This is a genomic window from Rubripirellula lacrimiformis, assembly GCF_007741535.1.
GTDB classification, from domain to species: Bacteria; Planctomycetota; Planctomycetia; order Pirellulales; family Pirellulaceae; genus Rubripirellula; species Rubripirellula lacrimiformis.
The window spans coordinates 6,313,286-6,327,164 of sequence record NZ_CP036525.1; the positions used below are offsets into that span (position 1 = coordinate 6,313,286).

The following is a 13,879-nucleotide window of genomic DNA, read 5'->3' on the forward strand; positions in this document are numbered from 1 at the left end:
CTGCCCGGTGTCTCTGCACCGGATTTCGCCTCGGTCCCGTTCTCGGGACCGTATCCGCTACGGTAGGCGGCTGATCATGTTGCGACCGCTAAGCTGCTCGGCGGCTTTTTGCAGCACCGCGTCTTCGTTGTCTTGGACCAAGCGGCCCTCGTCGTCCGGTCGGGCGGCGATGTGAGTCGACGCGACGGGGACGGTCGGAACCACACCGTTGTGACTGATTGCTCGTCCGCTGGGCGAATAGAACTTGGCGGTGGTTAGACACAAACCAAACTTGGCCGACTGCATTCGAAAGATTCCTTGCACACTGCCTTTGCCGTAACTGGTTTCCCCCACGATGATGCCTCGTCCGCTATCGGCGATCGCACCGGCAAAGATTTCACTTGCACTGGCACTGCCACCGTCGATCAAGACAGCTAGGGGAACGTTCCAGGTGTTGGGACGGTGGGCGGCGTAGTCAAAGTTTTCGCGGACGTTTCGTCCACGAGTGGTCAGGATTCGGCCATCGCTGAGGAAACGGTCAGCGACTTCCACGGCGGCGGACAACAGGCCACCGGGATTGCCACGAACGTCGATGATCAGTGACCGCATCTTTTGACGGTGCAGATCCCACAGGGCTCGTTCGATGTCTCGCGTCGTTGTTTTCTGGAAGTTCGTCAGACGCAGGTAACCCACTCGGTTGACCGGGTCGACGAAGTGCACGTTTTCGACACAGGGGACTTCCACGCGGCGACGGGGAACCCGAACTTCGCGGGTCACGCCATCGGTGTTGGCCACCATGATCATGGCAAAACTGTTCTCGGGGCCTCGCAGCAAGTCAGCCACGTAGACGGGTTCTTCGACGTCGGTTCGGACACCATCAACAGCGATGATTCGTTCGCCACCCCGGATGCCCATTTCCTCGGCCGGTCCCTTTTCGATCACCGACAAAATTTGCAGGTAGTCGTCTTTGGCTTTCAGTTCCAAACCCAGACCGACAAAGTTGCCTTCGATGTTCGAGAACATTTCGTCCAACTGGCTGGGCGAAAGCAAGCGAGTGTAGGGGTCCAATGTCGACACCGCACCACTTAGGAATTCCAACACAGTGGCGGTTCCGGACAGGCCCAATTCGTCTTCGGCTCGTGCAGCGACAAAGGCGGCACTTGCACGCAGATCGAAGCGTGTTGCCGTGCTGCGACCCTGCAATTGATGATGGATCGATTGACGAAACGCTTCCACCTTGGCTGGATCGGCATTGGGCAGCAAACGATCGACGAACTTGTCTTCGACCAATGCGACTTCCAAGGCCGCGGTTCCGTGAATTTGGACACGTGCCCAATCGACGTTTTCGACGTAGTGCGTCTGCAGGTTGGCAAGGATTTCCGAGTACACATCCAAGGCCTGCGATGTGCTCAATTCACGAACCGAAGCGAGGTAGCTTTGGTCGCTGAATCGGCGGTTGACGTCGTGGTGCAGTCGACTGATCACCATTCGCTGATACAGCGATGTGCTTTCAGGGAACTGACGCGACGTTTTCTCGTAGTGGCGAATCGCATCGCCCCACATCCGATTGCTTTCCAGTTCGCGGCCTTTGACCAACGCGGCGGTTTCGCCGTCGATCGGTGCAGGAGCCGAATCAAACGCGATCGCTTCCTTTGCCACAACGGTAGGGGCAGCGTTTCGCGGTTGCCATGAATCCACGTCGACCGGTGCCTGAGCCGAGGCGATGCCTGCGGTCAAGAACGATGAACAGAATAATAGAACAGTCCGCCGCACGAATGAACGAGGGTGTGCAAGCGATTGACCGGCGAGGTTGGCGACAAGATCCATGCGCGAAAAATCCATCGGCATCGTTGGGAAGGCTCACAAGTGCAAGGGGAGTCGCACTCGTTTCGCGGCCGAGCGAATGATGCTGGAGGCTTGGCCACGGAAACATAGGTCACAAAGCATGCCTGGTCAAAAAACCAATCTGGCGGTATCCCGGAAAATTAGGTGCGACCGTCCAAGCCGACAAAGTCGCAGGACAATCACTCTGGTTGTTCCGGTGATCCGAGCAAATGAACCAAAAAAAGTTTTGCTCGAATCGGGTGAGGTTCAGAAACGAATGGGGTCTTCGTCTCGGTAGGCTCACACCGCAGCGCTTCCCAGCGCGGATCACGGCTCGCATCAAGCAAGCCGCGGCGTCGATTTCACGATAGGCCGTGTCCATGTGACGGGCAACTCTTGGGGGCCCCCACTGCGGCGATTCGCGGTGTTCCACGGCCGCCGGACCGGATGCGGGGGCCGGTAATCGGCGGCTGGCAGGATTGAACTTGAGTGAAACTCGAAATTTTTCTAATGTCGCCACTATCGAATCCCACCTTCGGTTCAAAGGAGTGACCGACGATGCCTGTGACCCCCGCCCGCCAACGTCCATTGATGACCCAAATGTTGCGTTTACCTTGCGCTTGCGCCCTGTCCGCCGCCATCGCAGTAGGATCCTTGGCCATCGCCATGCCCGCGAAGGCGGTCGCTGATTCGCCTAGCAACGTGGTCGCGGTCGTCAACGCAGACCCGATCACCCGCAACACGCTGTCGGCACAGTCGGTCCAACGCTATGGCACCGAAGTGATCGACAACATGATCAACCGTCACCTGATCATGCAGGCTTGCCAACACAATGGCATCGAAGTCACCAAGGCCGAAGTCACCGACGAAATCCGTCGCTTGGCATCGAAGTTTGGACTGTCGATGGATGCCTACCTGAAACTGTTGCAAGAAGAACGAAACATCGATCCGAACCAGTACAGCCGGGAAATCATCTGGCCCATGCTGGCGCTGCGTCGGTTGGTCGCCGAAAAAGTCGAAGTCACTCAAGAAGAATTCAATCACGCTTTCGTGGCTCAGTTCGGTGAAGCGGCCAAATGCCGTTTGATCATGAGCGACGATGAAGCGAAAATCCGACAACTGCAGGCCCGTGCAAAAGCGGACCCCAGCCAATTCAGCTCACTCGCCAAACAGTTCAGCGAAGACGAAGCCAGCGCCAGCGTTGGCGGTCTGATTCCACCGATTCGTCGCTACAGCGGTGATTCGCGATTAGAAGAAGCCGCGTTTTCACTCAAAGACGGCGACGTTTCCGAAGTTCTGGAACTGGGCGATCAGTGGATTTTCTTGCAGGCCGTTCGCCGCATTCCAGCCATGACGCCAAGCCCGCAAGCATTGCCAGCGATCCGCGAACAGATCAGCGACCGGATTCGCGACGAAAAGATGCGTTCGGCAGCATCCGAACTGTTCGCCAAGCTGCAACAGGAAGCCAACGTCATCAAGGTGCTGGGGAACCCCGAACTGGAACAACAGTATCCCGGTGCCGGTGCGATCATCAATGGCGAGCAAATCACGCTCAGCTTGATCGGCGAAGAATGCATCAAACGCCACGGCGAAGAAGTGCTGGACGGCGAAATCAATCGCAAACTGCTGACACAAGCGCTTCGCAAAGCTGGCAAACAGGTGACCGATGCCGACCTGCAAAATGAAATCGACCGCGCCGCGATCAGCTATGGCATCGTCCGTGGTGACGGAACGCCGGACGCCGAAAGTTGGATGAACCAAGTTTTAGAAGGCGGCAACGTCACCCGCAGCGTCTACATGGCCGACTCGGTTTGGCCCAGCGTGGCTCTGACCAAATTGGTCGAAGACGAAATGCAACTCAGCGAATCCGACCTTCAAGAGGGGTTCGAATCCGCCTATGGGCCGCGAGTTGAAATCCTGGCCTGCGTTTTGTCGGACCAACGAAGTGCCCAGAAGATCTGGGAAATGGCTCGCGACAACCCGACCGAAGACTTCTTTGGCCGACTGGCTGAACAGTACAGCGTCGAACCTGTGTCATCGAGCAACATGGGCAAGGTTCCACCGATCCGAAAATATGGCGGACAACCGGCTGTCGAAAAGGAAGCGTTTTCGCTGAAACCGGGACAACTAAGCGGTATCGTCGCGACCGGTGGCAAATACATCATCATGCGTTGCCAGGGGTTCACCGAACCCGTCGTGACCGATCGATCGGCTGTCCAATCCGAATTGGTACGAGACCTGACCGAAAAGAAGATGCGTCGTTTGATGGCCAAAAAGATCGAATCGCTTCGCACCACGGCCGAAATCGATAACTTTCTTGCCGCCACCGCCAACGTGCCTCGCGAATCGAAGACACGTTAACGGGGCCAAACGGTCCACTTCCACCGGCTTACCAGCGTTTCATCGTGCAATCACCATTGCCGGGAAACGAAAGGACCGACCCGGGCGGACCCCAATGCTGATTTTGGAAGCCTCGGTACCCAGCGTGCCGAGGCTTCTTTTCGTTCCAACCGACCGCCCGGATGCCGCCGCCAAACGACCCCGGATGATCCAAATTCCAATCGTGTGGCGGCCGGTGCGACGATCGGGCCTGAAAAAACGTGGTGACTTTCGCCGCTTACCCCTGGGCTAGATTTGGTGTCTGGTCGAGAATATCTGTCAGACTCCGCTGTTGAGGAGTCGTTGCCTTCGAGCCCCCCCTGATCCTGACATGACCGAAAACCGCGAAAACGAACCGAACCAATTCTCCGATACGCCCAATATTGATGCCCCGGCGATCGATATGCCGATCACCGACCCGGTACCGGAGCCGTTTGCCGTCAAGTTTGCCTCGCGTGTCGATCGGTTGCCGCCGTACATGTTCGGTCGGATCAACAATTTGCTGTATCAGAAACGTCGCGCCGGCGATGACGTGATCGATATGGGCATGGGCAATCCCTCGGACCCGCCTGAAAACACGGTCGTCGAAAAACTGACCACCGCTGCGCACGATCCCACCAATCACGGGTACAGCAAGTCCAACGGGATCACGAACTTGCGCCGTGAAGTCGCCAGCAAGTACAACCGCAAATACGGCGTCCGCCTGGATCCAGAGAACGAGATCATTTCCTGCTTGGGCAGCAAAGAGGGGTTCTCGCACATGTGCCTGGCGCTGATGGGGCCCGGCGACACCGCGATGATTCCGTCGCCCTATTTCCCAGTCCACATGTACGGCGTGATCTTGGCGTCCGGAAATGTGGTGTCGCTGGACGTTGCCGATCCAGACCTGTTTCTGCGGAACGTCGCCTACACCTGCGAACACATGGCGCCGCGGCCCAAGGTTCTGATTGTTTGCTATCCCCACAATCCATCGACAGCCGTCATCGAACCGGATTTCTTTGTCGAAGTGGTTCGGCTAGCGAAACGATATGGTTTCATGGTGATCCATGACTTTGCCTACGCCGATATCGCGTTTGACGGTTACGTCCCACCCAGTTTCTTGTCAGCCAATGGCGCCAAGGATGTCGGTGTCGAGTTCACCACGATGAGCAAGGGCTACAACATGGCCGGATGGCGAGTCGGATTCTGTGCCGGCAATGCGGAAATGATCCGTGGGCTGGGAACCATCAAGGGCTATTACGATTACGGCATGTTCCAGGCGATCCAGATTGCCGCGATCGTCGCGCTGCGTGAAACCGAAGCGGCCGTCGAAAAGCAAAGCCTGGTGTACCAAGGTCGACGCGATGTTTTGGTCAGCGGTCTGCGTCGTTTGGGATGGACCGTCAATCCGCCCAAGGCAGGCATGTTCGTGTGGGCCGAGATTCCCGAGCCATGGAAGAGTGCGATGTCGACCATGGACTTCGCGATGAAGTTGCTAGAGGAAGGCAACGTCGCGGTCAGCCCCGGCAGCGGATTCGGCGCTTCCGGCGAAGGCTACCTACGAATGTCGTTGGTGGAAAACGAACAACGGCTACGTCAAGCGGTTCGTCAAATCGGCAAGTGCCTCACCCCAGCTCCGGCAACCGCCAAATAGTCGGTCAAACCGACCGCTAAATCGATCGATCGCCAAATCAACCGAACGCTGGTCTGACGATTGCGGCCCCAGCCCACATCCGGGCGGCGGCCCGATCGCGTGACTGATCGGATCGGATGCAACGATCAATCGCGATCGCTGGTTCGCTCGACCGTGCGTTGGGCGCGTTCGAGCACGACGCCGTAAATCTCGATCGTCTTGCCGGCTTCGTCAAAGATCGGCTGCCCGCGAACCAACACGTACCGATACTCCGATCCGCGGCTTTGTTGCCGCACCGAAATCTCGTACGCAGCCCCTGATTCCAACGCCAAGTTGATGGCGTTTTTCAGCCGATCGCGATCCTCGGGATGGATCATTTCGATGTACTCTTCGCGGGTCGGCGCGCCCTGCTCGCGATCGCGACCGGCCAGTTCAATCGCTTCGGTGTTCCAGGAAAGTTCGCCTGACCGAACGTCGTAGGACCAGGTTGCCAGCCCGGCCATCCGCTGCAGGTCGCGAAGTCGCGACCGACTCTGTTTCAGATCGTTTTCGGCCTTCTTACGCAGCGAGATGTCTCGCATGGTCGAAACCAGCATCTTTTCGCTTTGGACCTCGACAACCTGCGCACCGATCAGGACATCGATCACATGTCCGTCGGTGTGCCGAAACTGAGCTTCGAAGTCATCGATTCGGCCGTTCAGTTTGATTCGGTCGACCATCAATTGACGCCGCTGCGGACACACCCACAGGTTCAATTCACCGATCCGTTCACCGACGACCTGATCGCCCGTGTAACCGAACAGTTTGGCGAACGCTCGATTGGCTTCGACGATTTTCTCGGTCGACATCTGCACCAGCAGTCCCGCATCGGGCGAAAAGGTGAACAGTGCCGAGTACCGTGATACTTGTTGCTGGCTTGCGTCGCGCCGCATGCGATGGAACTGGACCATAACGGCTTCGTCCGATTCCAGTTCACCGGCCGCTTCATAGATGTTGGTGGCCAGGTCATAGTCGCCGCGTTCGGTCGCGATCCGAGCGAACTCCAATTGCAGCCGCTTGCGAATCTCGTGCGCCTTCGGATTCTCGGGCCACATCTCGATCGCTTCGCCCAGCAACGCGTCGGCGATGCCATAGTTTTTGTAGGGATCGGCGTTGTCGGTCGGGGCCGGCTGGGTCACTTGGCGGATCGCACGCCGGACCAAACGAACACTTTGGTCGTGCGTGCGTTGGTCCTTGATCGCGGCAATGAATGCGTCCACATCTTCGAACCGCTCGGCTGGATTGGACGCCATCGCTTTCATCGCGATGTCCATCAATTCGCCTTCTTGTTCCGTTTGGACGATCACATTATTTGCCGCCGCTTCGATGCACTGCAACAGCGTCTCGCCCCGGTGCGGTGGATGCCCGGTTTGAATTTGGTACAGGATCGCTCCCAACAGGTAGACGTCCGTTCGAAAGGTGATGTCGCCCGAGGCGGCCGAAGCAAGTTCTGGCGCCATGTAGGCTGGGGTGCCACCGATCGACGCGCTCATCTGGCTCTCGTCAGCGGTCGGTGGATAGTGAATCGCCAATCCCCAATCTGCCAACAAGACTTCGCCGAATCGCCCCAGCATGACGTTTTCGGGTTTGATGTCGCGATGCACCAGACCACGTGAATGGGCATAGCGAATCGCATCGGCAATCCGCATCAGAGTTTCAATGTTCTGATCGAAGGTCAGTTCACCAATCTGTTTGTCCCAACTGGTCCCATCGATGCGTTTCATCGAATAGAACAGCGCGCCATTTTGATCGGCATAGACTTCGTGCAACGCGATCACGTTGGGGTGATCCAGCCCACCGATCACACGTGCCTCGGCCAAGAACCGTTCGCGTGATTGTTGCTTGCCGGCCAATTCTTGACGCAGCATCTTGACGGCGACTTCGCGATCGACGGCCCGTTGGTGGGCCTGAAAGACGACCCCGGTACCGCCGGCACCAAGCCGACCAACGATCCGGTAATCAACATCGGTGCCGCTGCCTTTACCGACATTCGCGATCACCCGCCGGGGAACGAAACCGACGTTGGTGAACAGCCCATCGCTAGCGGTTGACCGGTCCGCCAATTCACCACCGCTGGGGAGTCCCACAGGCGAATGGTCGGCGCATAGCTCCATCGTTTCCAGCAAGGAACCCTTGGTCGAAATCATGCTCTCGGCCGGCCAGTTCAGCCCAGTCCCGTCTTGGTCCAGCATGTCCGGCGATAGCGTGATCGTCTTTTCGTCCGATGGCATTCCGCCCAAACGCTGGCGCAATTGCGGATTGTTGTTGATCGAATCAAGCAGACCAATCGGCGCAGCCACAGCGGCGGGCGACGGTGGGGGGGATTCTGGAAACATGGCGACGACTGGAACGTACGTGGTAGACGGCATCGCGGCAGACGTTGAACTATAGCCCACATTGGCGGCCCAGGCGGGATTCAAAACGCAGCGATCGCACCCCGTCCACACCACGATCGACAATCATGCAGCCGTTTGCAGATCGTCGTTTGACGCATCGCCAAGGCCCTGGATTGGTTTGTGACGATTGTCCCGATTGAATCAGCCGATAGCCTCGGCTGCGTCACCCAGGAACCGGGGCAATCGCGCATCGGCGGGCTGTCGATACCCCCGAATTTGCCCGCGGGTTGCGAAATCGCTAGGTTCGCTTTTGCTCGTGATGCAGCGGCAGCCGGCGAACGTCCGACGGTGGCGTTTGGTTGGGGGGCCCATCGGCGTACACGCTGGCCGACGCATCGGCACCGATCGTATGGGCCAACCAACGGCCCAGCACGCTGGACATCATCGCCGGCAATAAGAACACGACTCCCAACAGGGCACTGGCCAGCAACCCGAACATGAATAACGAGAAATTACTGGTCGGCACAAAGTCACTAAACCAATACGCCATCAGCGATGTGCCGCACACCAGCGTCGTTTGGAACATCGCCCACCCACACTGCGATAGAGCTCCAAACGCGGCCCGGATCTGGCCAAGTCCGCGAGCCCGCCGTGACCCATATCGGCTCAACAGGTGCACCGTATCGTCCACCGCAATCCCCAATGCAACGCTTGCCGACATCACCGAACCGATGTCCAGCGGCAACCGGATCAGGCCCATCAGCCCGAACAGTGCGACGGTTGGAAACAGGTTGGGGATCATCGCGATCAGTCCGCCGACCACGCTGCGAAGCATCAGCATCATCACAATCGCAATCACGCCAAAGGCTGCGACGAAGCTGCGGAACAGATCACGCAGCAGCACCTCTTGCGATTTGTGAACGATCACGATGCCGCCCGAAAACGACACCTTCGCCGGAACCTTGGCGTCGGCGATGGCAAGATGGACGGCCGATTCTAAGCCGGCGATCTGTTCCCCCAATTGGTCTTCTTCGCTTTGAGGCATCCGAACGCTGATCCGCCAAATTTCGCGATCCGGATTGTGGGAAATGAATCCCAGTTCGCCCAACGACGATTCCGGGTCACGGATCAACTTGCGTACCACGCTGCGTTGGGCCGCAGCCGACAACGACCGACGGCTGGAAATGGGCGGGACGAAAGTCATCGCTGAAAGCGCGCCGCCGACACTGTCTTGGGCGATCGCAGCGGAGTGGGCGCGAGCGACGGTCGACAACCTTTGCAGCGGGTCATCGTCCTCGGTAAGCGGTGGGAAGGTCAGCAACAATTCGCCATTGACCGTCGGGCCAATGTGACTTTCAAACCACGCATACTGTTGACGAATGTCACTGTCGGGCAGAAACATGCGCGGAACATTGACGCTGCTTTCCAGTCGTCCCAGCCCGATCGACAAGCCGCCCGCCACGGTCAAAAACAAGATGATCATCGGCCACGGTCGCGTCAGCCGTCGCCGCATCCACTGCGCGGCCTTGCTTCGCAGCCGGTCACGCCATGCCCAAAGGCCGCCGGCGGAACCATGATTGGATCCGGGCGGCAATGGGGATCCACCTTGGGTGCGTGATCGCCGTGGTTTGGTAAGCACCATCGCACCGGGCAGGATCAAAAACAACAACAGCAAGGTCAACGTGACGCCAATCGATGCAACGCCGCCGAAGACACGCACCGGCTGCAATCGCACCAGCATCAACGAACTGAGCCCGATCACGGTGGTCCCGGTGGCCAGTGCACAGGGCGCCATGCCGGCATGCATCGCACGCTTGGCGGCATCCGACAACGACACTTCCGGAAACTCGTGGACAATGTCCAGGTAGTAATTGCTAAGGTGGATGCCAGCCGAAACGGTCAGCACGAACACAAGCGGCGGCAGCACGATCAGCACCGCGTTCATCGGTGTGCCGGTGTAATAGACCGCCGCTAGGACGAGTCCTTCGCCGATCACGGCAACCGCAACGATCGATGCGGTCAAAGGAATCGAACGCAAACACAACAGACACAGGATCGCGGCAACAATCGCCGATGGTGGCGAAAACATTTGGATCGACCGAATGCTTTCAGTGTCGACGACGGCGCCTTCGAACGGACCGCCGACTACCGCGATTTCCCGGGGCGTCTGACCGATGACATTGGCCGCCATCAATCGAATTTCGGGGATCAGGAAACGTCGTTTGGTCAGTCCCGCTTCGTCCAACGAAATCACCAAACAGGTTTGGCTTGCATCCGGTCCGATCAACGTGCCCTGCAATCGCTTGATGGCCGACTCGCGCGTCAAACTGGTCGACGACATCAAGTGATCGAGCGTCTCGGTCCCGCTTTGGGCCCAGTGAAGCGGCGTCGGCGTATCGCACATCAAGCGAACAGCGGCGATCCATTGGGCCGCCTCGTCGGATAGTTCCGCGATCGTGCTTGCATCCGATTCGGCATCGTAGCTTTCGATGCAAAGTGGCTGCAGGATCGCAGTCACGGTCGCCAACGACGTTGAATCAAGATCCGAATCTTCCCAGCCAACCATCACCAAATCGGCGACCGAAAAGTGCGCAAGGAAGTCGTTGAATTCGGCTTTTTCCGGAAGCGAATCGGGCACCCAGTCCGCAGGCCGGTTGAACAACGAGTGGATGGCAGCCTGGGAATGGATGATGGCGGGAATCGCCAACAACACCAACACGCCAATGCCGATTTTGAACTGGCGAAGGTAACGCCGTCGCAGCGGGTCTTCGCCGTTGATCATGTTCGTACCTTGGTCAATTTCGTCGCTGGATTGGGGGCGATGCGTTGGTTGCTGCACGTCGACTAACCGATCGCAGCGGTCAGGTCGTCACGCAAGTCGTCGAACGATTCCAGTCCAACCGACAATCGGATCAACCCGTCGGTGATCCCAAATCGGGCTCGATCCGCCGCGTCATAGCTGGCGTGCGACATCGTTGCCGGTTGTTCGATCAACGATTCGACCGCGCCCAGACTGACGGCTAGATGAAACAGCCGTGTCGATTCGCAAACCCGAGCGGTTTCTTCGATCGATCCGTCCAATTCAAAGGTCACCATCCCTCCGAAACCGCCTTGCAATGTCTGTTTGGCCAGCTGGTGCTGTGGATGCGATTCCAACCCAGGGTACAAAACGGATTTGACCTTCGGGTGCGATTCCAGCCACGTTGCCAATTGCAGCGCCGTACCGGACTGTTCGCGGACACGAAGGTCTAGCGTTTTGATTCCGCGTGCCACCAGATGGCAACTCAGCGGATCCAGGACGGCACCGGTCGCGTTCTGGATGTAATACAGTTCATCGTGGATCGCCTTGGTTGCCGATGCCAACGTGCCGCCCAGACAATCGCTATGCCCACCCAAGTACTTGGTGGCTGAATGCATCACGATGTCGACGCCATGTTCGATCGGACGAACCAGCGCCGGAGTCCCGAAGGTGTTGTCGACGCCCAACAGAGCGTTCTTGGCATGGACGATTTTGGCGAGCGCGGGCAAGTCGATGATCGTCATCCGCGGATTGCCGATCGTTTCGCCCCAGACCAATCGGGTCTTGGGGCCGATCGCGGCGTCGACCGCAGCAAGATCCGTCATGTCGACCAAGGTTACTTCGATCCCTGATCGACTACAGATCTTGTGCAGCAATCGATACGCACCGCCGTACAGATCGCATCCTGCTACGACATGATCGCCGCTGGAGAGCATCATGGTGACACAGTGGATCGCTGCCATTCCTGACGAAAACGCCAAGGCGCCGGCAGCATCGTCCAGCGACGCTAGCGTGGACTGCAGATTCGAACGCGTTGGATTGCCGCTGCGTGAATAGTCGAATTCGCCCCACTCCCCCGCGCCGGGTTGCTTGAACGTGCTGGCAAGGTGAATGGGCGGAACCACCGCGCCGGTTGCCGGGTCGATCGCGTTGCCGACATGAATGGCGCGAGTTCGGAAGGAGTGTTTACGGGCAGACATTCAGATCGGATGTGTAGAAGGAAAAGCGGTTTCGTTGAGGAGCATGCCAGAAAAAAGTGTCCGCATCCCCATTCGCCGGGAACCGGCCCTTCGGGTGCATCGCACCCAAGAGGTCGGACAATTGTTTTCCGCTTTGTCCTAAGCGTCCAATGCCTGTTTCAAATCGCTGATCAGATCTGCGGTATCTTCGATTCCACAGGACAGACGGATCATGTTGTCCGCAATTCCAAAACGCTGGCGTTCTTCGGGCGTGCAGTTGTAATAGCTCATCACCAGCGGCTGTTCGATCAACGATTCGACGCCACCCAAACTAGGCGCGATTCGAGCGATCTTGGCGGCATCCACCACTCGTGAAGTTTCTTTCCAATCTGCACCTTTGACCGTGAACGTGATCAAGCCGCCGAAGCCACGCATTTGGGCTGCGGCAATCGAATGGGACGGATGCGATTTCAGTCCCGGGTAATAGACTCGTTCCACCCGATCGTGAGATTCCAGAAACTCTGCGACCGCCATTCCATTCTGGTTGTGCCGCTGCATTCGCAATTCGAATGTCTTCAGCCCTCGTTCCAACAGGTACAGGTTGTGGCCCGAATTGATGCTGCCCAGTACGCCGCGCATCTTGCGAACAGGGTCCAGCAATTCGCGGCTGCCGGCGATCGTGCCAGCCAACAGGTCGTTGTGCCCGCCCAAGTACTTGGTTGCCGAATGCCACACGTAGTCGACGCCATAGTCGATCGGACGCAGGTTGTAAGGAGTCGCCAAGGTCGCATCGATCAGCGTTTCGACTTCGTTGGCTTTGCCAACCGCCACGAATTTCTCGAGGTCGACCGAGGTCAGGTGCGGGTTGGTGGGCGACTCGCTGACGATAATCTTGGTTCGATCGTTGATGGCTGCTTCCATCGCACCGAAATCGCCGGTGGGAACCTGGTGAGTGACGACGCCAAAGCGGGACATCGTTTTTGCACAGAATTCGCGGCTGCGGTGATAACACTGATCAAAGAAAACGATCTCGTCGCCCGAGTTCAGTTTGGTCATCAGCAGCCCGACGATGGCTGCCATTCCGGACGAATACAGAATCGCGTCCTCGGCGTTATCCAAGGCCGCTAGTTTGGCTTCGACACTTTTTTCGTTGGGACTGCCATAGCGACCATATTCTTCTCGCTGGTCTTCGCCATGGACAAAACGCAGCAGGTCGTCGGTGGACGCAAACGTGTAAGTCGACGCGGTGAAGATCGGCTGCGTGATCGATCCTTCGGGTTTCTGCCGAAGTTCGCCACTGTGCACGCACTGTGTCGAAAGCCCGCGGTCGGCAAAGGTCGGCCGCAAAGCCGGGTCCACGCTAGCCTGGCTACCCGGCGGCGGTGCGTCGTCGCCACAATGGGCGTCGCTGGAATTAGAATTGCGGCTCGGTTGGTCCGCATCTCGATTGGTCGTAATCTTTGTTGTCATGGCTCTTTAGCAGGTAAAGGCTGCAATCGGCCGCAAATCCCTCAACGGGACGCGTCTGGGCGAAACGTCTCGCCCGCGTCAGTACTCAAGGTTAGCCACCACTTGAATAATTGACAACTGATTTCGCCGCCGGTCGACGACCTTTGCGGGGACGACGGCGGCCAATCGAGAACATCGGCAAGCGTTCCCAAGACTGCCCGACCGGCCTGGGCATCAAAGTCGATGCCACCAAGGTGTCCCTAGCGGGGGATCATCTTGCCGC

General features: G+C 58.0%; 7 protein-coding genes. 2 read left to right on the plus strand and 5 right to left on the minus strand.

Going from position 1 to position 13,879, the window contains the following annotated elements:
• Positions 1–57: 57 nt before the first annotated feature.
• Positions 58–1,806: a S41 family peptidase gene (locus tag K227x_RS22115; RefSeq protein ID WP_246146036.1), complete on the minus strand. Its 1,749-nt coding sequence runs from the start codon at positions 1,804–1,806 to the stop codon at positions 58–60.
• A 555-nt stretch (positions 1,807–2,361) separates the two neighbouring features.
• Here K227x_RS22115 and K227x_RS22120 point away from each other — a divergent pair.
• Together K227x_RS22120 and K227x_RS22125 are read left to right on the plus strand one after the other, a co-directional pair.
• A complete protein-coding gene (locus K227x_RS22120) occupies positions 2,362–4,164 on the plus strand; it encodes a peptidylprolyl isomerase (protein WP_246146037.1) in 1,803 nt (600 codons plus the stop codon).
• Between the two features lie 349 nt (positions 4,165–4,513).
• On the plus strand, positions 4,514–5,815 hold the full coding sequence (locus tag K227x_RS22125; protein WP_145172994.1) for an aminotransferase class I/II-fold pyridoxal phosphate-dependent enzyme: 1,302 nt from the start codon (positions 4,514–4,516) through the stop codon (positions 5,813–5,815).
• A gap of 125 nt (positions 5,816–5,940) precedes the next feature.
• Here K227x_RS22125 and K227x_RS22130 read toward each other — a convergent pair whose 3' ends face one another.
• The 4 genes from K227x_RS22130 to K227x_RS22145 all read right to left on the minus strand — a co-directional run bounded on the left by K227x_RS22130 (position 5,941) and on the right by K227x_RS22145 (position 13,617).
• Positions 5,941–8,169 (minus strand): protein kinase domain-containing protein, encoded by a 2,229-nt coding sequence (locus K227x_RS22130; RefSeq protein WP_145178282.1) that lies wholly within the window; start codon positions 8,167–8,169, stop codon positions 5,941–5,943.
• Between the two features lie 298 nt (positions 8,170–8,467).
• Positions 8,468–10,951 (minus strand): efflux RND transporter permease subunit, encoded by a 2,484-nt coding sequence (locus tag K227x_RS22135; RefSeq protein ID WP_218933445.1) that lies wholly within the window; start codon positions 10,949–10,951, stop codon positions 8,468–8,470.
• A gap of 62 nt (positions 10,952–11,013) precedes the next feature.
• The gene (locus K227x_RS22140) at positions 11,014–12,168 is read right to left on the minus strand and encodes a trans-sulfuration enzyme family protein (protein WP_145172998.1); all 1,155 of its coding nucleotides are present in this window, start codon (positions 12,166–12,168) and stop codon (positions 11,014–11,016) included.
• A 138-nt stretch (positions 12,169–12,306) separates the two neighbouring features.
• Entirely contained in the window at positions 12,307–13,617 is a 1,311-nt protein-coding gene (locus K227x_RS22145) for a trans-sulfuration enzyme family protein (protein WP_246146038.1), read from the minus strand.
• Positions 13,618–13,879: the final 262 nt, after the last annotated feature.

Bases quoted from the DNA above. Each gene is read 5' to 3' on its own strand.
- K227x_RS22115 (WP_246146036.1), bottom strand. From the start codon at position 1,806: ATGGATCTTGTCGCCAACCTCGCCGGTCAATCGCTTGCACACCCTCGT.
- K227x_RS22120 (WP_246146037.1), top strand. From the start codon at position 2,362: ATGCCTGTGACCCCCGCCCGCCAACGTCCATTGATGACCCAAATGTTG.
- K227x_RS22125 (WP_145172994.1), top strand. From the start codon at position 4,514: ATGACCGAAAACCGCGAAAACGAACCGAACCAATTCTCCGATACGCCC.
- K227x_RS22130 (WP_145178282.1), bottom strand. From the start codon at position 8,169: ATGTTTCCAGAATCCCCCCCACCGTCGCCCGCCGCTGTGGCTGCGCCG.
- K227x_RS22135 (WP_218933445.1), bottom strand. From the start codon at position 10,951: ATGATCAACGGCGAAGACCCGCTGCGACGGCGTTACCTTCGCCAGTTC.
- K227x_RS22140 (WP_145172998.1), bottom strand. From the start codon at position 12,168: ATGTCTGCCCGTAAACACTCCTTCCGAACTCGCGCCATTCATGTCGGC.
- K227x_RS22145 (WP_246146038.1), bottom strand. From the start codon at position 13,617: ATGACAACAAAGATTACGACCAATCGAGATGCGGACCAACCGAGCCGC.